This window comes from Pseudomonas sp. ICBG1301, from assembly GCF_016918385.1.
Taxonomy (GTDB): Bacteria; Pseudomonadota; Gammaproteobacteria; order Pseudomonadales; family Pseudomonadaceae; genus Aquipseudomonas; species Aquipseudomonas palleroniana.
Genome location: NZ_JAEKGB010000006.1, coordinates 48,524 through 70,030 on the forward strand (window position 1 = coordinate 48,524; position 21,507 = coordinate 70,030).

General features: G+C 59.9%; 28 protein-coding genes. 14 read left to right on the forward strand and 14 right to left on the reverse strand.

Annotation, left to right across the window (positions count from 1 at the left end; all coding sequences use genetic code 11):
• The first annotated feature begins 141 nt into the window (after positions 1–141).
• Positions 142–759, forward strand: coding sequence for an FKBP-type peptidyl-prolyl cis-trans isomerase (locus tag JBE38_RS15505; protein ID WP_060754395.1), 618 nt, complete (start codon positions 142–144; stop codon positions 757–759).
• Positions 760–819: 60 nt separating this feature from the next.
• Here the strand turns inward: JBE38_RS15505 and JBE38_RS15510 are convergent, their stop codons facing one another.
• From JBE38_RS15510 to JBE38_RS15520, 3 genes are all read right to left on the reverse strand, one after another.
• A complete protein-coding gene (locus tag JBE38_RS15510) occupies positions 820–1,077 on the reverse strand; it encodes a PA4570 family protein (RefSeq protein WP_003194088.1) in 258 nt (85 codons plus the stop codon).
• 161 nt (positions 1,078–1,238) lie between these two features.
• Positions 1,239–1,580, reverse strand: a complete 342-nt coding sequence (locus JBE38_RS15515; RefSeq protein ID WP_060754394.1) for a zinc ribbon domain-containing protein YjdM — start codon at positions 1,578–1,580, stop codon at positions 1,239–1,241.
• Between the two features lie 118 nt (positions 1,581–1,698).
• Complete coding sequence (locus tag JBE38_RS15520; protein WP_060754393.1) at positions 1,699–2,667, reverse strand: polyprenyl synthetase family protein; 969 nt, start codon at positions 2,665–2,667, stop codon at positions 1,699–1,701.
• A gap of 239 nt (positions 2,668–2,906) precedes the next feature.
• On the opposite strand from JBE38_RS15520, the gene rplU reads away from it, so the two are divergent.
• The 7 genes from rplU to JBE38_RS15555 all read left to right on the forward strand — a co-directional run bounded on the left by rplU (position 2,907) and on the right by JBE38_RS15555 (position 8,486).
• Positions 2,907–3,221 carry a 50S ribosomal protein L21 gene (rplU, locus tag JBE38_RS15525; protein WP_003176051.1) on the forward strand — a complete coding sequence of 105 codons (315 nt, stop codon included), beginning with the start codon at positions 2,907–2,909 and terminating at the stop codon, positions 3,219–3,221.
• 34 nt (positions 3,222–3,255) lie between these two features.
• Positions 3,256–3,513, forward strand: a complete 258-nt coding sequence (gene rpmA / locus JBE38_RS15530) for a 50S ribosomal protein L27 (protein ID WP_003176049.1) — start codon at positions 3,256–3,258, stop codon at positions 3,511–3,513.
• A 194-nt stretch (positions 3,514–3,707) separates the two neighbouring features.
• On the forward strand, positions 3,708–4,931 hold the full coding sequence (cgtA, locus tag JBE38_RS15535) for an Obg family GTPase CgtA (protein WP_060754392.1): 1,224 nt from the start codon (positions 3,708–3,710) through the stop codon (positions 4,929–4,931).
• A gap of 111 nt (positions 4,932–5,042) precedes the next feature.
• Complete coding sequence (gene proB, locus JBE38_RS15540; RefSeq protein ID WP_060754391.1) at positions 5,043–6,161, forward strand: glutamate 5-kinase; 1,119 nt, start codon at positions 5,043–5,045, stop codon at positions 6,159–6,161.
• A 15-nt stretch (positions 6,162–6,176) separates the two neighbouring features.
• On the forward strand, positions 6,177–6,641 hold the full coding sequence (locus tag JBE38_RS15545; RefSeq protein WP_015885841.1) for a CreA family protein: 465 nt from the start codon (positions 6,177–6,179) through the stop codon (positions 6,639–6,641).
• A 101-nt stretch (positions 6,642–6,742) separates the two neighbouring features.
• A complete protein-coding gene (locus JBE38_RS15550) occupies positions 6,743–7,225 on the forward strand; it encodes a glutathione peroxidase (protein ID WP_060754390.1) in 483 nt (160 codons plus the stop codon).
• 157 nt (positions 7,226–7,382) lie between these two features.
• Positions 7,383–8,486, forward strand: a complete 1,104-nt coding sequence (locus JBE38_RS15555) for an NADH:flavin oxidoreductase (RefSeq protein ID WP_205344619.1) — start codon at positions 7,383–7,385, stop codon at positions 8,484–8,486.
• A gap of 90 nt (positions 8,487–8,576) precedes the next feature.
• Here JBE38_RS15555 and JBE38_RS15560 read toward each other — a convergent pair whose 3' ends face one another.
• The 3 genes from JBE38_RS15560 to cysZ form a co-directional block, all read right to left on the reverse strand.
• On the reverse strand, positions 8,577–9,101 hold the full coding sequence (locus JBE38_RS15560; RefSeq protein WP_205344620.1) for a hypothetical protein: 525 nt from the start codon (positions 9,099–9,101) through the stop codon (positions 8,577–8,579).
• A 216-nt stretch (positions 9,102–9,317) separates the two neighbouring features.
• Positions 9,318–10,517: a glycosyltransferase family 4 protein gene (locus tag JBE38_RS15565; protein WP_090368590.1), complete on the reverse strand. Its 1,200-nt coding sequence runs from the start codon at positions 10,515–10,517 to the stop codon at positions 9,318–9,320.
• 54 nt (positions 10,518–10,571) lie between these two features.
• A complete protein-coding gene (cysZ, locus tag JBE38_RS15570) occupies positions 10,572–11,336 on the reverse strand; it encodes a sulfate transporter CysZ (protein ID WP_060754386.1) in 765 nt (254 codons plus the stop codon).
• A 282-nt stretch (positions 11,337–11,618) separates the two neighbouring features.
• Between cysZ and trxB the strand changes: the two genes are divergently transcribed.
• A complete protein-coding gene (gene trxB, locus JBE38_RS15575; RefSeq protein ID WP_034115064.1) occupies positions 11,619–12,581 on the forward strand; it encodes a thioredoxin-disulfide reductase in 963 nt (320 codons plus the stop codon).
• Between the two features lie 141 nt (positions 12,582–12,722).
• On the opposite strand, the gene JBE38_RS15580 is transcribed toward trxB, so the two are convergent.
• From JBE38_RS15580 to JBE38_RS15605, 6 genes are read right to left on the reverse strand one after another with little or no spacing between them, the layout of a single operon-like run.
• Positions 12,723–13,064 carry a HopJ type III effector protein gene (locus JBE38_RS15580; protein WP_060754385.1) on the reverse strand — a complete coding sequence of 114 codons (342 nt, stop codon included), beginning with the start codon at positions 13,062–13,064 and terminating at the stop codon, positions 12,723–12,725.
• On the reverse strand, positions 13,057–13,353 hold the full coding sequence (locus JBE38_RS15585; protein WP_090368596.1) for a DUF1244 domain-containing protein: 297 nt from the start codon (positions 13,351–13,353) through the stop codon (positions 13,057–13,059). Before JBE38_RS15585 ends, JBE38_RS15580 begins: the two co-directional genes overlap by 8 nt.
• A gap of 25 nt (positions 13,354–13,378) precedes the next feature.
• Positions 13,379–13,750, reverse strand: a complete 372-nt coding sequence (folX, locus tag JBE38_RS15590; protein ID WP_003194073.1) for a dihydroneopterin triphosphate 2'-epimerase — start codon at positions 13,748–13,750, stop codon at positions 13,379–13,381.
• Between the two features lie 2 nt (positions 13,751–13,752).
• Positions 13,753–14,313, reverse strand: coding sequence for a GTP cyclohydrolase I FolE (gene folE / locus JBE38_RS15595; RefSeq protein ID WP_090368599.1), 561 nt, complete (start codon positions 14,311–14,313; stop codon positions 13,753–13,755).
• Between the two features lie 20 nt (positions 14,314–14,333).
• On the reverse strand, positions 14,334–15,044 hold the full coding sequence (gene folM, locus JBE38_RS15600; RefSeq protein WP_090368602.1) for a dihydromonapterin reductase: 711 nt from the start codon (positions 15,042–15,044) through the stop codon (positions 14,334–14,336).
• 57 nt (positions 15,045–15,101) lie between these two features.
• The gene (locus JBE38_RS15605) at positions 15,102–15,659 is read right to left on the reverse strand and encodes an antibiotic biosynthesis monooxygenase (RefSeq protein WP_090368605.1); all 558 of its coding nucleotides are present in this window, start codon (positions 15,657–15,659) and stop codon (positions 15,102–15,104) included.
• 212 nt (positions 15,660–15,871) lie between these two features.
• Between JBE38_RS15605 and JBE38_RS15610 the strand changes: the two genes are divergently transcribed.
• On the forward strand, positions 15,872–16,831 hold the full coding sequence (locus tag JBE38_RS15610) for a MerR family transcriptional regulator (RefSeq protein ID WP_090368608.1): 960 nt from the start codon (positions 15,872–15,874) through the stop codon (positions 16,829–16,831).
• Between the two features lie 2 nt (positions 16,832–16,833).
• On the opposite strand, the gene JBE38_RS15615 is transcribed toward JBE38_RS15610, so the two are convergent.
• Both JBE38_RS15615 and JBE38_RS15620 read right to left on the reverse strand, forming a co-directional pair.
• A complete protein-coding gene (locus JBE38_RS15615) occupies positions 16,834–17,439 on the reverse strand; it encodes a hypothetical protein (RefSeq protein ID WP_060754380.1) in 606 nt (201 codons plus the stop codon).
• Positions 17,440–17,497: 58 nt separating this feature from the next.
• Positions 17,498–17,965 carry a PAS domain-containing protein gene (locus tag JBE38_RS15620; protein WP_060754379.1) on the reverse strand — a complete coding sequence of 156 codons (468 nt, stop codon included), beginning with the start codon at positions 17,963–17,965 and terminating at the stop codon, positions 17,498–17,500.
• Positions 17,966–18,093: 128 nt separating this feature from the next.
• On the opposite strand from JBE38_RS15620, the gene JBE38_RS15625 reads away from it, so the two are divergent.
• From JBE38_RS15625 to JBE38_RS15640, 4 genes are all read left to right on the forward strand, one after another.
• Positions 18,094–18,549 carry a flavodoxin gene (locus tag JBE38_RS15625; protein WP_060754378.1) on the forward strand — a complete coding sequence of 152 codons (456 nt, stop codon included), beginning with the start codon at positions 18,094–18,096 and terminating at the stop codon, positions 18,547–18,549.
• 196 nt (positions 18,550–18,745) lie between these two features.
• Entirely contained in the window at positions 18,746–19,528 is a 783-nt protein-coding gene (locus JBE38_RS15630) for a class II aldolase/adducin family protein (protein ID WP_104994782.1), read from the forward strand.
• Positions 19,528–20,430, forward strand: a complete 903-nt coding sequence (locus tag JBE38_RS15635; RefSeq protein WP_090368612.1) for an alpha/beta fold hydrolase — start codon at positions 19,528–19,530, stop codon at positions 20,428–20,430. The genes JBE38_RS15630 and JBE38_RS15635 overlap by 1 nt, the downstream gene beginning before the upstream one ends.
• A 119-nt stretch (positions 20,431–20,549) precedes the next feature.
• Entirely contained in the window at positions 20,550–21,461 is a 912-nt protein-coding gene (locus tag JBE38_RS15640; protein ID WP_090368613.1) for an SDR family oxidoreductase, read from the forward strand.
• Positions 21,462–21,507 lie beyond the last annotated feature (46 nt).

Here is a 21,507-nt window from a genome sequence, read left to right on the forward strand (position 1 = left end):
GGCTTGGAACGACGGCGGTAGATAGGTACGTGCGCAGGGCTCATCACAGACGACGCATGTGTGCTAGTCTGCTGGCCCTTTTAGTTCTGGGCGGCGCGGGAAACGGCGTTTTCCTGTGTGGCCCTACAGCGGAGCCTCTTCATGTCCGAAGTTAATCTGTCCACCGACGAAACCCGCGTCAGCTACGGTATCGGCCGTCAGTTGGGCGACCAACTGCGCGACAACCCACCACCGGGCGTGAGCCTGGACGCGATCCTGGCCGGCCTGACCGACGCCTTCGGTGGTAAGCCAAGCCGTGTTGACCAAGAGCAAATGGCTGCAAGCTTCAAAGTCATCCGCGAGATCATGCAAGCCGAAGCCGCTGCCAAAGCTGAAGCCGCTGCTGGCGCCGGCCTGGCATTCCTGGCGGAAAACGCCAAGCGTGATGGCATCACCACCCTCGCTTCCGGTCTGCAATTTGAAGTGCTGACTGCCGGTACCGGCGCCAAGCCAACCCGTGAAGATCAAGTACGTACCCACTACCACGGCACCCTGATCGACGGCACTGTGTTCGACAGTTCCTACGAGCGCGGTCAGCCTGCAGAATTCCCGGTAGGTGGCGTGATCGCCGGCTGGACCGAAGCCCTGCAACTGATGAATGCCGGCAGCAAATGGCGTCTGTACGTGCCGAGCGAACTGGCTTACGGCGCTCAAGGCGTTGGCAGCATTCCACCGCACAGCGTTCTGGTATTCGACGTCGAGCTGCTCGACGTTCTGTAAGACCTGCTGATTATCTGTGGGAACGAGCGTGCTCGCTCCCACAGTGTTTTGCGGGTGTGTTCATGGATGGAACTTGCCATTGAGCTCCGTCGCCGGGCGCAACGCTCGGGCATAGCAGAATAGAAACAGGTTTCTCACCACCTCTTTCAGCACACCGGGTTCACTTGAACTCAAGCCATTGACGTCCAGGTCACCCTGATCCTGCAGTTCGTTCAGCGCTTCCTCTTCCAGTACTGCACAAACCTCACCGGTTTCCCGATGCAGAATCCGCAGGTAGGGGTGTGGGCGGTCCAGCCAGGCATCGATCAAATAAGTCATGGTTCATTCTCCTTGATGGGTTTCAATGAGAATAATTCTTATTCGTCGAATAGCAAGTGTCTATTGGCGGTTTTCTGGGTTTTCTGGATGGACCGTTGCGTTCGGTCAAAGGAGATGGCGAAACGCCACCCCGCGGCGGGCGCGGGATGGAACCAGCAGATTCAGACCTTGCGGACGAATTCGGACTTGAGTTTCATCGGGCCGATGCCGTCGATCTTGCAGTCGATATCGTGGTCGCCGTCGCACAGGCGGATGTTCTTGACCTTGGTGCCGACCTTGACCACCAGGGACGTGCCTTTGACCTTGAGGTCCTTGATCACGGTGATGGTGTCGCCGTCTTGCAGGACGTTGCCCACAGAGTCTTTCTTCACGGTTTCGTCGCTGGCCGCTTCGGCTTCGCCGTTGACGGACCACTCATGGGCGCATTCCGGGCAGATCAGCTGGGCGCCGTCTTCGTAGGTGTATTCGGAATTGCATTTTGGGCAGGGTGGCAACGTGCTCACTAAAGTTCCTTGAAAGTCAGGAGGGCTAAAAGTCGCACATTATATAGGGAATTGGGCCAGGGGCGGGAATTGGTAATAGGCTTGAATGTGGGAGGGGGGGCTCCCACATGCAGGTATTTCAGTGTGTACGCGCGACCGCGAACTCACTCAGTTCGACCAGGGCGTCCCGGTATTCGCTGGCCGGCAGGGCTTCCAGGCACGCGATGGCGCGGGCCGCGAAGTCACGCGCCAGTTGCGCGGTGTAATCCAGGGAGCCGGAGGCTTCAACGGCTGCACGGATGGCTTCCAGGTCTTCGATCCCGCCTTTCTGGATCGCCTTGCGTACCAGCGCAGCCTGTTCCGGCGTGCCTTCACGCATGGTGTAGATCAGCGGCAGGGTCGGTTTGCCTTCGGCCAGGTCGTCGCCGACGTTCTTGCCCAGGGTTTCTGCGTCGCCACGGTAGTCGAGCAGGTCATCCACCAGTTGGAACGCCACGCCCAGGTGGTCGCCAAAGGTGCGCAGGGCTTCAGCCTGTGCGGCGGTCGCGCCACACAGGGCGGCTGCGCTATGGGTCGAAGCTTCGAAGAGCATCGCGGTTTTGCCGCGAATGACTTCCATGTAGGTTTCTTCGGTGGTGCTGGCGTCGCGGACCTTCGACAGCTGCAATACTTCGCCTTCGGCGATGATGCGCGTGGCTTGTGAAAGAATTTTCATCACGGGCATCGAACCCAGTTCGACCATCATTTCGAACGAGCGCGAGTAAAGGAAATCGCCCACCAGGACGCTGGGAGCGTTGCCCCACATGGCATTGGCGGTCTCGCGACCCCGACGCATGCCGGACATGTCGACCACGTCGTCATGCAGCAGGGTGGCGGTGTGCAGGAACTCGATAGTTGCTGCCAGCAGGCGCAGGTCATCGCCTTGGCGGCCCAGGGCCTTGCCGCACAGCAACACTAATAAAGGACGCAGGCGTTTACCGCCCGCCGACGTAATGTAGTCGCCAATTTTGGAGACCAGCGGCACTTTAGACGTCAGCTGCTGCTTGATGATGCCGTCGACGGCGCTAAAATCGTCCGCGACCGCGCGGTAGAAAGCTTGGGGTTGCATCAGCGACAGTCGCTCCAGAAGGGTTGCGCGGCATGCTAGGACCCTGACCCCGCAGTGTCAAGGCGCGATGGACGGCCACTTGCAAGGCCTCTATAGCTTGCGTACAATCGCGCACCCTGAACTTCCTGGGCAGCACCTGCCTTACGCAATTGCATTCGGGACGTCCATCCCATGCAGCCATGCCAGCCAATACCTCTTCTTATAAAGAGCTGGGTGAGCAGGATTATCGGAGAAATACCATGTCGTACGCAGTAATTGTTACTGGTGGCAAGCAATACAAGGTCGCCCCAGGTGAATACCTGAAGATCGAAAAACTGGAAATCGCTACCGGCGAATCCGTTACTTTTGATCGCGTTCTGTTGGTCGCCAATGGCGATGACGTGAACATCGGCGCTCCAGTTGTTGCTGGCGCTACCGTTGTGGCTGAAGTGATCTCCCAAGGTCGTCACGATAAAGTCCGCATCATCAAGTTCCGTCGTCGTAAGCACCACATGAAGCGTATGGGCCACCGCCAGTGGTACACCGAGATCAAAATCACCGGTATTCAGGCTTAATTTCAGCCTAATTCCTCACTAGGAGAATTGACTCATGGCACACAAAAAAGCTGGTGGTAGTACCCGTAACGGTCGCGACTCAGAAGCCAAACGCCTTGGCGTGAAGATGTATGGCGGCCAGAAAATCATTCCGGGCAACATCATCGTGCGTCAGCGCGGCACCCAATTCCACGCCGGTTACGGTGTAGGCATGGGTAAAGATCACACCCTCTTCGCGAAAATCGAAGGCGTGATCAAGTTTGAAGTAAAAGGCGCTTTCAACCGCCGTTACGTGAGCGTTGTCGCAGCTTAATCGCGAGATCGCTGGAAAAGCCCTGTCTTGCGACGGGGCTTTTTCGTTTGTGGAGTGAGTCTCTTGCAAAGCTGTTTGTAATGGGCGAGAGCAGCAGGAATTGCGGTCGTTGCTTGAGGTCGCTGCGCTCATTTTTGCAAGAGTCTTATGTCTTGGTTTCTTAAGCTCGTCCAAGAGGCGAGAGGCGTTTTGTTATGAAGTTCGTTGATGAAGTTTCCATCCGAGTAAAAGCAGGCGACGGCGGTAACGGTTGCATGAGTTTCCGTCGCGAAAAATTCATCGAAAACGGTGGCCCCAACGGCGGTGATGGCGGTGACGGCGGTTCCATCTACATGATGGCCGACGAAAACCTCAACACCCTGGTCGACTACCGTTACACCCGGCACTTCGACGCCGAGCGTGGCTCCAACGGCGGCAGCACCGACTGCACCGGTAAAAAAGGCGAGGACCTGGTACTGCGCGTACCGGTCGGCACCACGATCATCGACTCCGCGACCCAGGAAGTGATTGGCGACCTGACCAAGGCCGGCCAGAAGCTGATGGTTGTGCAGGGCGGCTGGCACGGTCTGGGTAACACCCGATTCAAGTCCAGTACCAACCGTGCGCCGCGCCAGACCACACCGGGCAAGCCGGGCGAGCAGCGTGACCTGAAGCTGGAAATGAAAGTACTCGCCGACGTGGGCCTGCTGGGCCTGCCGAACGCCGGTAAAAGTACCTTCATCCGTTCGGTCTCGGCGGCCAAGCCGAAAGTCGCCGACTACCCGTTCACCACCCTGGTGCCGAACCTGGGCGTGGTCAGCGTCGACCGTTGGAAAAGCTTCGTGATCGCCGACATTCCCGGCCTGATCGAAGGTGCTTCCGATGGCGCTGGCCTGGGCATCCGCTTCCTCAAGCACTTGTCGCGTACCCGTTTGCTGCTGCATCTGGTCGACATGGCCCCGCTGGATGACACCAGCGCGCCGGACGCCGCCGAAGTGATCGTCAACGAGTTGACCAAGTTCAGCCCGTCCCTGGCTGAGCGTGATCGCTGGCTGGTACTGAACAAGTGCGACCAGATCCTCGAAGAAGAACACGAGGCCCGCGTCAAGGAAATCGTCGACCGCCTGGAGTGGGAAGGCCCGGTCTATGTGATCTCGGCCATCGCCAAAGAAGGCACCGAGCGCCTGACCCGCGACATCATGCGCTACCTCGAAGACCGCGCCGACCGCCTGGCGGCCGACCCGGTGTACAAGGCCGAACTGGCCGAGCTCGACCAGCGCATCGAAGACGAAGCCCGTGCTCAGTTGCAGGCCCTGGATGACCAGCGTGCCCTGCGCCGCAGCGGCGTGAAGTCGGTCCATGACATCGGCGACGATGATTGGGACGAAGAAGACGTGGATGATGAAGATGGCCCGGAAATCATTTACGTGCGCGACTGATTCGTTGCGATAAACTTGAACGCCGCTCCTTATAGAGCGGCGTTTTGGTATCCGGGTATAACGTTATGGGCGGCGCTGGGTCGCGCGGCCCTCACTTTAAGGTTGAAGATGATGCGGAGCAAAGTGACAGGTGCGCAGCGCTGGGTCGTGAAGATCGGCAGTGCGTTGCTGACGGCGGATGGCAAGGGGCTTGATCGCGCAGCCATGAGCGTCTGGGTCGAGCAAATGGTGGCCTTGCATGAGGCCGGTGTCGAGTTGGTGCTGGTGTCGTCCGGGGCGGTTGCCGCCGGGATGAGCCGCCTCGGCTGGACCGCGCGACCCAGCGCGATGCACGAACTGCAAGCCGCCGCCGCCATCGGCCAGATGGGCCTGGTGCAAGCCTGGGAATCCAGCTTCGCCGAGCACGGCCGCCACACCGCGCAGGTCCTGCTGACCCACGACGACCTGTCCGACCGCAAGCGCTATCTCAACGCCCGCAGTACCCTGCGTGCGCTGGTGGAGCTCAAGGTCATCCCGGTGATCAATGAAAACGACACGGTGGTCACCGACGAAATCCGCTTCGGCGACAACGACACCCTGGCCGCCCTGGTAGCCAACCTGGTGGAAGCCGACCTGCTGGTGATCCTCACCGACCGCGACGGCATGTTCGACGCCGACCCGCGCAATAACCCCGACGCGCAATTGATCTACGAAGCCCGTGCCGATGATCCGGCCCTGGACGCCGTGGCCGGCAGCGTCGGTGGCGCCCTGGGCCGTGGTGGCATGCAGACCAAGCTGCGTGCCGCACGCCTGGCTGCGCGTTCCGGTGCGCACACCATTATCGTCGGCGGGCGCCTGGAGCGTGTGCTGGACCGCCTCAAGGCCGGTGAACGCATCGGTACGCTGCTGTCGCCGGAGCGCGGCATGCTGGCTGCGCGCAAACAGTGGCTGGCCGGCCATCTGCAAACCCGTGGCACCCTGGTGCTGGACGATGGCGCTGTGTCGGCTTTGTCTCAAGGCAACAAGAGCCTGCTGCCGGTGGGCGTCAAGCTGGTGCAAGGCAGTTTCCGCCGTGGCGAGATGGTCGTGTGCGTTGCGCCGGACGGCCGTGAGATCGCCCGCGGCCTGGCCAACTACAGCGCGCTGGAAGCGCAGAAAATCATTGGGCAATCGTCTGACGCGATTGTCGGACTATTGGGTTACATGGCCGAACCGGAACTGGTTCACCGCGATAACCTGATCCTGGTTTAACCAAAGGAATACACGATGCGCGTAATGAAAGGATTGCTCGGCCTGCTGTTGGCCATGCCGCTGCTGGCGAGCGCAGAAGAAATCGGCCAGGTATCGACGGTGTTCAAGTTCGTCGGCCCCAACGACCGCATTGTGGTCGAGGCGTTTGACGACCCCAAGGTTGATGGCGTGACCTGCTACCTGTCCCGCGCCAAGACCGGCGGTGTGAAAGGTGGCCTGGGCCTGGCCGAAGACCGCGCCGAAGCCTCGATTGCCTGCCGCCAGGTCGGGCCGATTCGCTTCAAGGGCGAACTCAAGGACGGCGACGAAGTGTTCAAGGAGCGCACCTCCCTGGTGTTCAAGACCATGCAAGTGGTGCGCTTCCTCGATAAGAAGCGCAATACCCTGGTTTACCTGGTCTACAGCGACCGTTTGATCGAAGGCAGCCCGCAGAATGCGGTGACCGCGATTCCGATTTTGCCCTGGCCTACCGCTCAGTAACTCGCAGGCGAGTTTTGCAATCGGCGTCTATGATTGCAGGCTTGCGGGTTGTAATCTCGCAGAGCCGCAATGCGAAGAACATGGGATATCTGGAGTTCGTCATGAGCGCTTTCCACGACCTGAAACTCAAAGCTTTAGACGGACATGAGCTGCCGCTGGCGCCTTTCAAGGGGCAAGTCGTACTGGTGGTCAACGTGGCCTCCAAATGTGGCCTGACCCCGCAATACGCGGCGTTGGAAAACCTCTATCAGCAGTACAAGGACCAGGGGTTTACCGTGCTTGGCCTGCCTTGCAACCAGTTTGCAGGCCAGGAACCGGGCACCGAGGAAGAAATCCAGGCGTTCTGCAGCCTCAACTACGGCGTGACGTTTCCATTGGGCAGCAAGCTTGATGTGAATGGCCATGATCGCCATCAGCTCTACCGCTTGTTGGCGGGCGAGGGCGCAGAGTTTCCTGGGGATATCACCTGGAACTTCGAAAAATTCCTGCTGGGCAAGGATGGGCGAGTGCTTGCACGCTTTTCGCCGCGCACCGCACCGGACGATCCAACGATCGTCCATGCCATCGAAAAAGCCCTGAGCTGAACATCTCCCTTACTTGTGGCCAGGGGGCAAACTCCCTAGCCACAGGTTAGCGGCCTTCGCTTTTAGCCCTTAATCACCCAGATCAATAGTGCTATGAAGCACCCTGATCTCACCATATTATCGGCATCATAAATCCAGTCTCCCGTGGAGCGCTCCCATGCCTGTCCAAGCCTTGTTCAAACCGTTCCAGCTCGGTGCACTGACGCTGTCGACCCGCGTAGTGATGGCGCCGATGACCCGCTCGTTCTCCCCAGGTGGCGTGCCCAATTCCAAGGTCATCGAGTACTACCGCCGCCGCGCTGCCGCTGGCGTGGGGCTGATCATTACTGAAGGCACCGTGGTGGGGCATCAAGCGTCCAACGGCTACCCGAATGTTCCGCATTTCTACGGTGATGCCGCACTGGCCGGTTGGAAAAAAGTGGTCGACGCCGTACACGCAGAAGGGGGCAAGATTGTCCCGCAGTTGTGGCATGTGGGTAGCGTGCGCCGCATCGGCACCGAACCGGACGCCAGCGTGCCGGCATATGGCCCGATGGAAAAACTCAAGGATGGCACCGTTGTCGTCCATGGCATGACCACCCAAGATATCAAAGACGTAATCAATGCCTTCGCCCAAGCCGCCAAGGATGCCCAAAGCATCGGTATGGACGGTGTGGAGATCCACGGTGCCCACGGCTACCTGGTGGACCAGTTCTTCTGGGAAGGCAGCAACCAGCGCACCGACGAATATGGCGGCAGCCTGGCCAACCGTTCGCGCTTTGCCATTGAGTTGATCCAGGCGACCCGCGCCGCTGTCGGCCCTGATTTCCCGATCATTTTCCGTTTCTCCCAATGGAAGCAGCAGGACTACAGCGCGCGCCTGGTGCACACCCCGCAGGCGCTGGGAGAATTCCTCAAGCCGTTGGCCGACGCCGGTGTGGATATTTTCCACTGTTCTACCCGTCGCTTCTGGGAGCCGGAGTTTGAAGGCTCCGACCTCAATCTGGCTGGCTGGACCCGCCAGCTCACCGGCAAGCCAACCATCACCGTCGGAAGCGTCGGCCTGGATGGCGAGTTCCTGCAGTTCATGGTCAACACCGATAAAGTTGCACAGCCGGCGAGCCTGGAAAAACTGCTGGAGCGCCTGAACAACGAGGAGTTTGACCTGGTAGCCGTAGGGCGCGCACTGCTGGTGGACCCGGATTGGGCGGTGAAGGTGCGCGAAGGACGCGAGAGTGACATCCTGCCGTTCAGTCGTGAGGCATTGACGACCCTGGTTTGAATGGCAGGTAAATATGCGGTTTTCAACGGGAGGCAGGGGGTGGAAGACCCTGCCTCCCGTTTTGTTTCAGCTATTCACTGCGTTGTCCTGTCACAGGTCGCGGTATGGGTTGTTACCCCGGCGGGTATATTGCGGCTGGTTCCAGCCGTCATCCGCGCGGGGGTAGTGCGGACGGTGACTGTCGTAATCCGGTCGGGTAGGTAGCGGGCGGTTCCAGCCATAATCAGGTCGGGTGTATTGCGGTCGGTGATTATCGTAGTCCGGGCGGGTTGGGTAAGGACGGTGATTGTCGTGGTCCGGGCGGGCTGGGTAAGGACGATGATTGTCATAGTCCGGGCGGGTTGCGTACGGACGGTGGTGATTGTCGTATTCCGGGCGGGTAGGACGCGGACGGTAACTGCCGTAATCCGGATGGGTAGGCAGTGGCTGATTCCAGCCGTAATCCGGACGTTCAGGCCGTGGATGGCCCCAATTGGGCGGGGTTTCCTTTCCATACATCGCCATTTCATATCCGCCGCCGGAGCGCCTCAATTCGGGAGCCTGTGCAGTGTTCTGGGGCTGCGTGTTGTGGTGCAGCAATTGCGGAGCCATTGGCCAATTGATCAGTGTCGACATAACGCTCTCTATCAATTTTTGTGAGAAATACCTGCCTGATTCGGGGTGGTCCAACAGGAAAACACCTTCGATAGCAGGTGTCATGTGGGTGGTGACTGGCAGCGTGACGTTCCCGAAATATGCCGTTGTAGCTCGGTGATTCGGGGGGTACGCAGAGACGATTGTGAAGATTGGAACCGGTTTTAGGGGGCGTGCCGGGAGGCGTGGTGAACCGACTTACGGCACTCGCAGATCGTTCAGCGCAGGTGTGGCGGGTTTGGATGGGGTAAAACCCTGCGCGCACACACCACGTAACTGGTTCTCGAATTGCTCGATAATGGCTGGCCAGCCTTGGCGACTGGCATGCTGACGCGCATTCAGGCGCACCCTGCGCAAGGTCTCGCGCTCTTCAAGCAACCAGTTGGCCGCATCGCAGAAGGCTTCTTCATCCCCCGGCATCGCAGTCACACCGTTGTAGCCGTGGCGGATGTGCTGGGTCGCCGCCGCCTGATCGTATGCCACTACCCCCAACCCTGAAGCCATGGCCTCCAGCACGACGTTGCCGAAGGTTTCGGTCAGGCTGGGGAACAGGAACACGTCGCCCGACGCGTAATGCCGGGCCAATTCTTCACCGCGCAAAGTGCCGCAGAAAATCGCTTCGGGCAGTGCTTTTTCCATCGCTGCGCGCTGTGGGCCATCGCCGACGATGACCAGTTTCATCTGATGCAGTGGATACCTGTCTTGCAGGGTTTCGAAGCAACGTTTGAGCAGCCCCAGGTTTTTTTCCTGGGCCAGGCGGCCTACATGCAACACGGCGATCTGTTCACTGTTCAACGCCCAGTTTTCACGCAGTGCGTTATCGCGTTTGGCCGGGTGGAACAATTGGCTGTCGACCCCGCGCGCCAGCATTCCCAGGCGTTCGAAATTGCGGCGTTCCAACTCCAGGCGTTGGCTGGCGCTCGGCACCAGGGTCAAGGTCGAGCGGTTATGAAACCAGCGCAGATAATGGGTGACCATACGGCTCAGCACGCTCAAGCCATATTGGTTCGAATACTGCTGGAAATTGGTGTGGAAACCGCTGACCACACTGATACCCAGGCGACGTGCCGCACGCAGGGCCGATAGCCCCAACGGCCCTTCCGTGGCGATATACAGCACATCGGGGCGTTGGCGCGTCCAGCGCCGCAGCAATTTGTGCATCGACGACTGGCCCCACTGCAGGCCCGGGTAACCCGGCAGCGGCCAGCCGCGGCACAGCAGCAGTTGGTCGTCGTTGGGGCGGCTCTGGTCGGCGCCCTGGCGAGGACGTACCAGCTCGACTTGATGGCCGCGCGCACGCAACCCCTCGCACAGGCGGCCAAGGGTATTGGCCACCCCGTTGATTTCCGGCGGGAAGGTTTCGGTAATTAAGGTGATGTGAAGCGAGGCTGTCGTCATGACCCACAGTGTCTCTGCGGGCCATGTCGTCATTGTGTCATTGGGATGATGGATTTATGACTTGGCCATGTTTTGCCGCGTCATCGCCTCGGCGCCTTGCTCGCGTACCCAGAACAACGTGGCCCCGGCCACGGCCGCCGGCATCATCAGCAGGTTGACCACCGGCACGAGCAGTACCAGATAGACGATGCCGCCGAAGCTCATGCTCTGCCAGCGCTTCTGGCGCAGCCAGGCGAGCATTTCGTTCCAGCCCAGCTTGTGGTTGTCGGCCGGGTAGTCGATGTATTGGATCGCCATCATCCACACACCGAACAGCAGCCACAACGGCGCCGCGATCAGGTTGACCACCGGGATGAACGACAGGATAAACAAGCCGATGGCGCGTGGCAGGAAGTAGCCCAGTTTGCGCATCTCACGAGCCAGGGTACGCGGCACCATCGCGGCCAGCTCACCCCAACTGAACGGCGGGAAGTCATCGGTGCCACGCACCACCACTTCAACTTTTTCTGCGAGAAAACCGTTGAACGGTGCCGCGATGATATTGGCGAGCATGGTGAAGGTAAAAAACACCATCAACACCACCAGCACCACGAAAAGCGGCCACAAGATGTAGCTGAGGAAGCTCAACCAACTGGGCAGCGTCGGCATCAGGCTATCGACCCACAGGCTGAACTGATGGCCGGCGAAATAGATCAAGCCGACGAACAGCACCAGGTTGATTGCCAGCGGCAGCAGCACAAACAGGCGCAGGCCGGGGCTCAACACCAGTTTGAGGCCCTCGCGCAGGTATTGCGGGCCGGAAAGAGCAGGGGCGGGCATGGAGAACTCCGAGCAATGAGACAAACGCGCCGACCTTACCGGCTTTGCCGGTTGGGCGAAAGCGGCGACATCAGCAGTAACAAACGTCTCGATCAACCGAGTCGACTGCATAGAGACCACCTATGAGCTGGATTGTTATTCCGTATTTCCTTAATCTTGCCCCCCTCGATACGCTGCACCCATTATTTTTCAGGGCCTGCGAGTTCAAGCCTTCCCCAAGTGCTTCGCGGTCCTTTTTTATTCCAGCCGCCTTGTTGTCCGGGCGGTCGACAGGAGTGAGTCATGTCTGATACCCGTCATTCGCGAGTGATTATTCTCGGTTCCGGCCCTGCCGGTTACAGCGCTGCCGTCTACGCTGCCCGGGCCAACCTCAAGCCGCTGCTGATCACCGGCATGCAGGCGGGCGGTCAGTTGACCACCACCACTGAAGTCGACAACTGGCCGGGCGATGTCCACGGCCTGACCGGCCCGGCGCTGATGGAGCGTATGAAAGAACACGCCGAGCGTTTTGAAACCGAGATCGTGTTCGATCACATCAACCAGGTCGATTTTTCCAAGAAGCCTTACAGCCTGACCGGCGACAGCGGTGTCTACACCTGTGACGCCTTGATCATCGCCACTGGCGCCAGCGCCCGTTACCTTGGCCTGCCGTCCGAAGAGGCGTTCATGGGCAAAGGCGTTTCCGCCTGCGCGACCTGCGACGGTTTCTTTTATCGCAATAAACCGGTCGCCGTTGTCGGCGGCGGTAACACGGCCGTTGAAGAGGCGCTGTACCTGGCCAACATCGCCAGCACCGTGACCCTGATTCACCGCCGCGAAACCTTCCGCGCCGAGAAAATCCTGATCGACAAGCTGCATGCCCGTGTCGCTGAAGGCAAGATCATCCTCAAGCTCAACGCCACCCTGGACGAAGTCCTGGGCGACAACATGGGCGTGACCGGTGCGCGCTTGAAGAACAACGACGGCAGCTTCGACGAGCTGAAAGTCGACGGCGTGTTCATTGCCATCGGTCACACGCCGAACACTTCGTTGTTCGAAGGCGTGCTCGAAGCCAAAGATGGCTACCTGGTGGTGCAAGGCGGCCGTGAAGGCAATGCGACTGCGACCAACATTGAAGGTATCTTCGCTGCCGGTGACGTGGCCGACCACGTGTACCGCCAGGCCATCACCTCGGCCGGTGCCGGTTGCATGGCGGCCCTGGATGCCGAGCGCTACCTCGACGGCTTGAAGGACGCTTCGTTCTAACCAACGCCGCAAAACCAATGTAGGAGGGGGCTTGCTCCCGATGGCCTGCGCAGCAGGCCCAGCTTTTTCAAACCCAAAGCTGGGGCCGCTTCGCGGCACATCGGGAGCAAGCCCCCTCCCACATTTTGCTTTATGCCTGGCTCAGGCGCGGCGAGTCAGTGGCTGCGCGCTGAACTTCACACCGGCCAAGCCATTGGCGATCAACGCACGGATGTTGCCATGGTCGCTGCCCTCAGGCGTCGCCACCACCGAGCGGTAATGCTCACCAAATGCCAGCAGAGCTTCCTGATCGCTCAAGCCTTCCAGCAGGGCCAAACCCAGCGTCTTGCACGACCCTTCGTTCTGCCCGGCCGCGTTTTCCACGTTGCCGTTGGTGAACGCTTGCGGCTGGTAGTCATAACCGGCAGCGACAAACGCCAAGGTATCGGCAAAAGCATGTTCGCCGCTGTTCAGGCTGGCACGCAGGGTATTCAAATCAGTCATGGGGTTTTCCTTTGGCGAACGCCGCTTGTTGGTCGGCGTTGGCTTCTTTCTGGTATTGGGCTTTCCACTCGGCATACGGCATGCCGTACACCACTTCCCGGGCGTCATCGAGGCTCAGTTCGATCCGGCGCTCGTCAGCCTCGGCCTTGTACCACTTTGACAGGCAGTTACGGCAGAAGCCGGCGAGGTTCATCAGGTCGATGTTCTGCACGTCCTTGCGGCTGTCCAGATGGGCCACCAACCGGCGGAAGGCGGCGGCTTCGAGTTCGAGACGTTGTTGATCGTTCATAGGGTTCACGCAGATTCAGGGGAGGTTAACGGCTGGCCGCCAGGGTAATCGACACCGATTCGGCAAAACGCAGCGCATGCGGCTTGTCCACTTCGACTTCGGCGTACAGCACCGATTCGTTACTCATCACCAGGTCCAGCAGTTCCTGAGTGAGGCGCTCCAGCAAGGCGAAGCGATTGCCTTCGACGTGGGCGATGATGGCCTTGGTGATGGTGCGGTAGTTCAACGCGTGGTCGATGTCGTTGTCACGCACGGCTTCCTGGGCGGCATACAGGATCGTCAGGTTGATCAGCACATCCTGCTTGTTGAGGATTTCGTCCTCGTTGATACCGATAAATGTGCGCAGGCACAGGTCCTTGACCCGGATGCGCGCCATGCCTGGTTGAAGTTGTGGCATTGCTATTTGCTCCGTCCAATCAGTTGCAGGAACTCCATGCGCGTGGTGTTCGACTCGCGGAACGCGCCGAGCATCACCGAAGTGTTCATGGTTGAGTTCTGTTTCTCCACACCGCGCATCATCATGCACATGTGCTTGGCTTCGATCACCACCGCCACGCCGGCGGCCTGGGTGACCTGCTGGATCGCGTCGGCAATTTGCCGCGTGAGGTTTTCCTGGATCTGCAGGCGCCGCGCATACATGTCGACAATGCGCGCCAGCTTCGACAGGCCGAGCACCTTGCCGGTTGGAATATAGGCCACATGGGCCTTGCCGATAAAGGGCAGCAGGTGGTGCTCGCAGAGTGAATACAGCTCGATGTCCTTGAGGATCACCATCTCGTCGTTATCGGACGCGAACAGTGCGCCATTGACGATCTCGTCCAGGTTCTGCTCGTAGCCGTGACACAGGTATTGCATGGCCTTGGCGGCGCGCTTGGGCGTGTCGAGCAAGCCTTCGCGCTGCGGGTCTTCGCCCAGGCCCTTGAGGATCTCGCGGTAATGGTGGGGCAGGGATAAGGTCATACGACATCCTCAAAAACGGCTTACTTGATATGCCGCCCACCGTTGACGGTCAGGGTGGTTCCGGTGACATAGGGGTTGTCCAGCAGGTAACGCAGGCTCTGGTAGATCACCTGCGGCCCAGGTTCGATGCCCAGAGCGGACTTGGCCAACACCTTGGCGCGGTAGGCGGCGTCGTCGTCCTCGTTGAACATTACCATTGCCGGGGCGATGCCGTTGACCTTGATCAGCGGCGCGAACTGCGCGGCAAACGACAGCGTCAGGCTGTCGAGCCCGGCCTTGGTGGCGCAGTAGGCAATGTGCTGGCGACTGCCCTTGCGCACCACATCATCACTGATATGCACGATATCGGCAGGCGTCGAGCGCTGCAGCAACGCTGAACAATGCAGGTTGATCAGGTAGGGCGCAAGCATGTGCACGCTGAACATGTCCTGCAAGGCGCGGCTTTCATCGCCCGGCGTCTCCGCGATCCATGCCGAGGCGTTGTGGACGATCGCACGCAGGCTGTCGGTGTGAGTCTTCAACTGCGCGATAAACGCAAGAATCCCGGCTTCGCTGGAAAAATCGGCAAACAGGCCGATCGCGCCACGCTCGCGCAACGTCTGGATGCCTTCGCGCTCGCTGCGGTAGCTGAACATCACCGGGTAACCGTCATCCAGCAGGCGCTCGGCGCAGTGCAGGCCGACGCGCTGGCTGGCACCGGTGATCAGGATCGGGGCGTTGGTTGCAGTCATGGGGGGACTCAAATCGCTGGCAGGTTGAAATGATACCAGCGACCGGCCCCCCTGTACTCACGCGGCGGCTTCAGTGGCCTTGCGCGGTGGCGTGGGATGTAGCCAGTTTGCCAGCAGGTGGGTCGACAACGGGATAAAGCAGTAAACCATCAATGGCGTGAGTGCGGCCGTGCTGACCAGCACGCGGCTGAACAGATCCAGCTCGCTGAGCAATGGCCCAAGGCCGAAATTGAACAGCAGTGACACCGGGAAGAACGCCAGCCAGATAGCCACCGCCTGTTTCCAGCGGGGAGGGCGTGCGCCCGCGGCGCCGAACCAGCCGTCAATACCTCTGACGCGATGCTCGGACGGGTCGGCAAACAGCTCGCTGCCACGGCTCAGCCAGGCACTGCGCGAAGCGGAGAACTCCCAGGCATGCAGGGTTTTTTCGTCGGCGAAGCGGAAGATGATCTGAAATTCGTCATCGTTGGGTGGCGGGGCCAGTACGCCGGAGCCCAGGTAACCCGGGAAGTCGGTGGCCAGTTGCTCGCCTTCGCGCAGCCAGGCCATCAATTCTTCGTAGCGTCCTTTGGCCACGCGACGCGCGACCATCAAGGTAACGGGGGAGGTAGACATTGTGTATCTCCAGATAACGGGTGCGCAGCACCGGGTAGGTCGCGCACGAACGAAGCTGCGGGGGTAGTGCAGCCACGTGGAAAAAACAGGCAAGGATTATTCCTGTTTTGCAAAAATGCGCCAGTGACATTGGTCTGAAGGGCATACACCTTGAAAAAGACAGTTCTAAAGGCGTTAAATGAACGCCCAGTTACCGTTGGTTTTTGTTCAAAATGCCCGTGAATACTGCTCCGATAGATAGCACTTCGCTTCTAGATCCGACCGATTCAGATCAGCTGTTTCCGATTCGTGAAGTCTCGAGATTGACAGGCATCAATCCAGTCACGCTGCGCGCCTGGGAGCGCCGTTATGGCCTGATTCAGCCCACGCGCACCGAAAGTGGGCATCGGCTCTACTCCAAGAGCGATATTGAAACCGTTCATCGCATTCTCGATTGGGTTGAACGCGGTGTGGCAGTGAGCAAGGTGGGCAAGATCCTTGCGCGTGACGAGCAGCAGGCAAAAGTCGTACGTTCCGAGCAGGGCACGGTCGAAAACGCAGAATGGTCGCAATGGCAGGCACGCCTGATGCAGGCCGTCAGTGTTTTCGACGATCGCGTGCTGGAGCAGTTGTATGGCCAGATCCTGGGCACCTACCCCCTCAGTGTGGCGTTCCAGAACATCCTGATGCCGCTTTGGGGCGAGCTGCTGCATCATCAGAACCAGTTCGGTCAGGCCAGCGAATGGCTGTTCTACGATGCCTTCCTGCGCGTGCAGGCCCTGCAGCGCCTGCAGGTGGCCTGCGCCTCTTCGGCGCCGCGGGTGGTGATGGCCGCGATTCCCGGCGAGTGTCGTAAATTGGAGTTGCTGGTCGCGGCATTACTGATCAGTCGTGATGACCTGGCCATCAAGGTGCTCGCGATGGGCCAGCCTTTTAATGAGTTGACACTGATCTGTGAGAAGACCCATCCGCGCGCGCTCGTTGTCTTCTCCAACCATTCACACCGACATGACCTGCACAAGCGTCTGAACCGGTTGGCGTTGACGCTCGATTGCCCGCTGTTTCTGGCCGGGGCGGCTTCGGAACTGGCCGAAGACGACCTCGCAGGCTCCTCCATCGGCTGTCTGGGCAACGAAGGGCGCTTGATGCAGCGCCGCTTGCAGCAGTTTCTCAACGGGCAGTTGGATACCTGAAGTCAGGCATGCACGTGGGGGTGGACCAGGCGATGCTGATGCAGGATGAACTGGCGCAAGCGCTCGATTTCATCCGCGTTACTCTGGTTCAAGCGATAAGCGAACAAGCCCCGGGCGGTTTCCCGCTCCAGCGCGCCACGCAAGGCAATGCGTTCGTAACCTGACGGGCTGAACCACAGGGAAAAGGTTTTCGGCGGCTTGGCCCGGCCCCGAAACTCCACCAGCACACCCTTGAATGACACCTCATGCACCCAGAGCGCTCCCGGGTTGCCGCGTACGTTTTCCAGCGGCACCGGTGCTTCAAGGGCCAGGCGCCAGGGGCGGACCATCGGCCCATCTTCGAAAATGCTCGGCACGCCCAGGCGCAGATGCACCGCATGAAACTCGTCTTCAACCAATTGCAGGGGAAAGGTGAGCTGCTGGTTGTCGAACTGCGCCTGGATGGTGACATGGTCATGGGCGGCCAGCCGCGTGAGCAAATCGCGGATCTGTGCACCGCCATTGACGGTCAGGCTCGACCCGGCATCCCGCAAGTTGAGTTGCGGGTTATGTTGCATATCTTGGATGAAATCCAGTTCGTCCTGCGTCAAGAGAGCGTCGCGGTGCATTGATGTAGCTCAAGGGTGAGGCATTAAAAAGCCATTATCGCTCTAAAGACTGCATTTTTTACAGTTTGTTAAATCCACTCGTCGCCTTGAGCGCCGCCAGCTCGCGTTTAAGCTCGGCCACTTCGGCCTCCAGCTGTGTCACGCGCTGCTGGGCTTTGACTTGGGTGGTGACGTCTTTTTGCACACCGACGAAGTAGGTCTGCTTATCCGCTTCGTTGTACACCGTGGAAAGCGACAACTCGTTCCAGAAGTGGGTGCCGTCCTTGCGGTAGTTGCGCAGGATTTCGCGGCAGGCACCGCCGCTGTCGAGGGCTTCGCGAATGGCCATCAGGGCGGGTTGGTCGCGGTCACCCGACTGCAGGAAACGGCAGTCCTGATACAGGATGTCGTCCAGCGCGTAGCCGGTCAGGCGTTCGAACGCCGGGTTGACGTAGATCAGCGGCTTGTCCTTGCCTTCGCGTTCGGCGACGACGATACCGTCGTTGGAAGCGTTGACCACCATTTGCATCAGCTTGGCGTTAATCATCGAGCGGTCCGTGGCGTGTTCTGGAGTTTGGAGTTTATGGCAAGTCTTGAATGTTGCACGTGGCGCGCTGAAAAATTTGCGCCTACTGCTAATATCCCACGCTTTCGCTCAATGACAGGATCAGATTGATGAAAGTCGCCATCCTTTCCGGCTCGGTGTACGGCACGGCTGAAGAAGTCGCCCGCCACGCCGTCGGCATCCTCAACGCGGCCGGTTTTGAAGCCTGGCACAACCCTCGCGCCACCCTGGCCGATGTGCAGGCGTTTGCCCCCCAGGCGTTTCTAGCGGTGACCTCCACCACCGGCATGGGGGAATTGCCCGACAACCTGCAACCCCTGTATTCGAGCATTCGCGACCAACTGCCGGCGGCCTGGCGTGGCCTGCCCGGTGCCGTGATCGGCCTGGGCGATGCCAGTTACGGCGACACCTTCTGCGGCGGTGGCGAGCAAATGCGCGAGCTGTTCGGCGAACTGGGCGTACGTGAGGTACTGCCGATGCTGCGCCTGGACGCCAGCGAAAGCGTGACCCCGGAAGCCGACGCCGAACCGTGGTTGGCCGAGTTGATCATCGCACTGCGCGGCTGATCGCAAGCGCGCAACAATGCCAGCGTCCGCCGCGCCTTTATTGGCGGCGGTTCTCTGACACGACTTGTACTATTCTCATGGCTGACTCGTTCAGTCATCAAGCTGGCTGGCAAGGCGACTCCGCACGCCACGACGCCTGACTAGACTGGCCCCTCACTCAAAAAATAATAAGAAATGCACCAAGGAGGTCGTTGCCGTGAGCCTAGCCCCTGTTCAAGCGCCACAGAATGTCAAAGATCAGGTCAGCGCTGCCGAATGGCAGACCCGTGTCGACCTGGCGGCTTGCTATCGCCTGGTGGCGTTGCATGGCTGGGATGATCTGATCTTCACGCATATTTCGGCCAAGGTGCCGGGCACCGATGATTTCCTGATCAACCCGTACGGGCTGATGTTCCACGAAATCACGGCGTCGAGCCTGGTCAAAGTCGACCAGGCCGGCAACAAGCGGATGGACAGCCCCTACGAGATCAACCCCGCGGGCTACACCATCCACAGCGCCATTCATGAGGTGCGCCACGACGTGGTGTGCGTATTGCACACCCACACTGCGGCCGGTGTTGCCGTCGCTGCGCAGAAGCAGGGCGTGTTGCCCATCAGCCAGCAATCGTTGTTCGTGCTGTCGAGCCTGGCGTATCACGCCTATGAAGGTGTGGCGCTGAACCACGAGGAAAAGGCCCGCCTGCAGGCCGACCTGGGCGAGAACAATTTCCTGATGCTGCACAACCACGGTCTGCTCACCTGCGGCAGCAGCATTGCCGACACCTTCCTGATGATGTTCACCTTCCAGCGCGCCTGCGATATCCAGGTCCTGGCGCAAAACGGCGGCGCCGAATTGATTGCCATCGAGCCGCAGATCCTTGCCGGGGCCAAGGCGATGGTGGCAGCTGTCACAAAGAGCGCACAAGGTATGGGCGGTGCACTGGCCTGGCCGGCCTTGTTGCGTAAATTGGACCTGCAGGACCCTGGGTATAAAAGCTGATGCCTCTTGCCGAAATCCCCCTCAGAGCCTGGCGCAAACGTAGCCAGGAGTTCGTCTTTCGTGGCTACTCGATTCGTTATTGGGTGGCCGGGCAGGGCGAACCGCTCTTGATGATCCATGGCTTCCCCACCGGTAGCTGGGACTGGCATTACCTGTGGCAGCCCCTGGCGCAGCGCAACCTGGTGATCGCCTGCGACATGCTGGGCTTTGGCGATTCGGCCAAACCCCTGGACCACGACTATTGCCTGTTGGAGCAGGCGGATCTGCAACAGGCATTGCTCGAACACTTGGGAATAGAGCAGCCCGTGCATGTGTTGGCGCATGACTATGGCGACAGCGTCGCCCAGGAATTGCTCGCCCGCCACTACGAAGGTCGGTTTCAGATGGCCAGTTGCGTGTTCCTCAATGGCGGGCTGTTCCCGGAAACCCACCGCCCGGCCCTGGTGCAGAAATTGTTGCTCAGCCCCCTTGGCTGGATGATCGGCCGTGCCTTTGGACGCAATGCGATGGCCAACAGCTTCAACCAGATTTTCGGCCCACACACACGGCCCAGTGAAAGCGTGCTGGATGATTTCTGGAGCCTGCTCAACTGCAACGACGGCCCACGTATCCTGCACAAGCTGATCGCCTACATCCCGCAGCGCCGCCGCCTGCGTGAGCGCTGGGTGGGCGCGATGCAATGTGGCGAGGTGCCCCTGCGCGTGATCGATGGTGAGGTCGATCCCATCTCCGGCGCCCACATGGTGGCGCGTTATGAGCAGTTGGTGCCCCACGCCGATACGGTGTTGCTGGCCAACATCGGCCACTATCCGCAGATCGAAGCCCCCGTACAGGTGCTCAAACACTATTTGGCGTTTCGCGAGCGTATTGGCCCGTCTGAGTCGCGTGCGGCCTATTCCTGAGTGGCGCAATCATCCCGCTGCCTTATCGCGCACCATTCAGCCCCGGCCGACTTTATTGTGACCAGAGGCTGGGTGCCTGACACTCAGTCCATTGCCCATTGTCGCCAGCGGAGTTCGGTATGAGTGAATCAGTGCAGTTCCAGGATAAGGTCGTGATCGTCACCGGTGCCGGCGGTGGATTGGGACGGGCCCATGCGCTGCTGTTCGCCGCACATGGGGCCAGAGTATTGGTCAACGACCTGGGCGGCTCGGCCCAGGGCGAAGGCGCCAATGCCTCGGCGGCTGATCGGGTGGTGGCTGAAATCCGTGCGGCAGGGGGTATTGCCGAAGCCAACCATGACTCCGTCACCGACGGTGACAAGATCGTACAGAACGCCCTCGACGTTTTCGGCCGCATCGACGTGGTGGTGAACAACGCCGGCATCCTGCGCGACAAGACCTTCCATAAAATGGACGACAGCGATTGGGACCTGGTGTATCGGGTGCATGTCGAAGGTGCCTATAAAGTCACCCGCGCCGCCTGGCCGCATCTGCGTGAACAAGGTTACGGGCGGGTGATTTTCACCGCTTCCACTTCAGGTATCTACGGCAACTTCGGCCAGTCCAACTACGGCATGGCCAAGTTGGGCTTGTACGGCTTGACCCGCACCCTGGCGCTGGAAGGGCGCAAGAACAATATCCTGGTCAATGCCATTGCCCCCACCGGCGGCACGCGCATGACCGAAGGGCTGATCCCGCCGCAGGTGTTCGAGCGCCTCAAGCCGGAGCTGGTCAGCCCGCTGGTGGTCTACTTGGGCAGCGAGGCCTGCCAGGAAACGGCCGGGTTGTTCGAAGTGGGGGGCGGTTGGATCGGCAAAACCCGCTGGGAGCGCAGCCTCGGGGTGGGCTTTGACCCCGACGCCGGCTTCTCACCCGAGGATGTCGCGGCGCACTGGGCGCAGATCTGCGACTTTGAAGGCGCCGCGCACCCCAAGGACAATATCGAAGCCTTGAAAGAGATGATGGCCAACTTGCAGAAGTTCAGCCTCTGATCATTGTTCGAAAAATATACAATCCAACGGGGCGCTGAGGGCGCCC

Coding starts and splice junctions, on each gene's coding strand:
- JBE38_RS15550 (WP_060754390.1), top strand. CDS start 6,743: ATGAGCGCTTTCCACGACCTGAAACTCAAAGCTTTAGACGGACATGAG.
- folX (WP_003194073.1), bottom strand. CDS start 13,750: ATGCCACAACTTCAACCAGGCATGGCGCGCATCCGGGTCAAGGACCTG.
- JBE38_RS15625 (WP_060754378.1), top strand. CDS start 18,094: ATGAAAGTCGCCATCCTTTCCGGCTCGGTGTACGGCACGGCTGAAGAA.
- folM (WP_090368602.1), bottom strand. CDS start 15,044: ATGACTGCAACCAACGCCCCGATCCTGATCACCGGTGCCAGCCAGCGC.
- JBE38_RS15510 (WP_003194088.1), bottom strand. CDS start 1,077: ATGACTTATTTGATCGATGCCTGGCTGGACCGCCCACACCCCTACCTG.
- JBE38_RS15605 (WP_090368605.1), bottom strand. CDS start 15,659: ATGTCTACCTCCCCCGTTACCTTGATGGTCGCGCGTCGCGTGGCCAAA.
- JBE38_RS15520 (WP_060754393.1), bottom strand. CDS start 2,667: ATGCAACCCCAAGCTTTCTACCGCGCGGTCGCGGACGATTTTAGCGCC.
- JBE38_RS15565 (WP_090368590.1), bottom strand. CDS start 10,517: ATGACGACAGCCTCGCTTCACATCACCTTAATTACCGAAACCTTCCCG.
- JBE38_RS15610 (WP_090368608.1), top strand. CDS start 15,872: ATGCCCGTGAATACTGCTCCGATAGATAGCACTTCGCTTCTAGATCCG.
- JBE38_RS15640 (WP_090368613.1), top strand. CDS start 20,550: ATGAGTGAATCAGTGCAGTTCCAGGATAAGGTCGTGATCGTCACCGGT.
- JBE38_RS15555 (WP_205344619.1), top strand. CDS start 7,383: ATGCCTGTCCAAGCCTTGTTCAAACCGTTCCAGCTCGGTGCACTGACG.
- cgtA (WP_060754392.1), top strand. CDS start 3,708: ATGAAGTTCGTTGATGAAGTTTCCATCCGAGTAAAAGCAGGCGACGGC.
- folE (WP_090368599.1), bottom strand. CDS start 14,313: ATGACCTTATCCCTGCCCCACCATTACCGCGAGATCCTCAAGGGCCTG.
- proB (WP_060754391.1), top strand. CDS start 5,043: ATGCGGAGCAAAGTGACAGGTGCGCAGCGCTGGGTCGTGAAGATCGGC.
- JBE38_RS15615 (WP_060754380.1), bottom strand. CDS start 17,439: ATGCACCGCGACGCTCTCTTGACGCAGGACGAACTGGATTTCATCCAA.
- JBE38_RS15505 (WP_060754395.1), top strand. CDS start 142: ATGTCCGAAGTTAATCTGTCCACCGACGAAACCCGCGTCAGCTACGGT.
- JBE38_RS15635 (WP_090368612.1), top strand. CDS start 19,528: ATGCCTCTTGCCGAAATCCCCCTCAGAGCCTGGCGCAAACGTAGCCAG.
- JBE38_RS15545 (WP_015885841.1), top strand. CDS start 6,177: ATGCGCGTAATGAAAGGATTGCTCGGCCTGCTGTTGGCCATGCCGCTG.
- JBE38_RS15620 (WP_060754379.1), bottom strand. CDS start 17,965: ATGATTAACGCCAAGCTGATGCAAATGGTGGTCAACGCTTCCAACGAC.
- JBE38_RS15560 (WP_205344620.1), bottom strand. CDS start 9,101: ATGTCGACACTGATCAATTGGCCAATGGCTCCGCAATTGCTGCACCAC.
- rpmA (WP_003176049.1), top strand. CDS start 3,256: ATGGCACACAAAAAAGCTGGTGGTAGTACCCGTAACGGTCGCGACTCA.
- trxB (WP_034115064.1), top strand. CDS start 11,619: ATGTCTGATACCCGTCATTCGCGAGTGATTATTCTCGGTTCCGGCCCT.
- JBE38_RS15585 (WP_090368596.1), bottom strand. CDS start 13,353: ATGAACGATCAACAACGTCTCGAACTCGAAGCCGCCGCCTTCCGCCGG.
- cysZ (WP_060754386.1), bottom strand. CDS start 11,336: ATGCCCGCCCCTGCTCTTTCCGGCCCGCAATACCTGCGCGAGGGCCTC.
- JBE38_RS15580 (WP_060754385.1), bottom strand. CDS start 13,064: ATGACTGATTTGAATACCCTGCGTGCCAGCCTGAACAGCGGCGAACAT.
- rplU (WP_003176051.1), top strand. CDS start 2,907: ATGTCGTACGCAGTAATTGTTACTGGTGGCAAGCAATACAAGGTCGCC.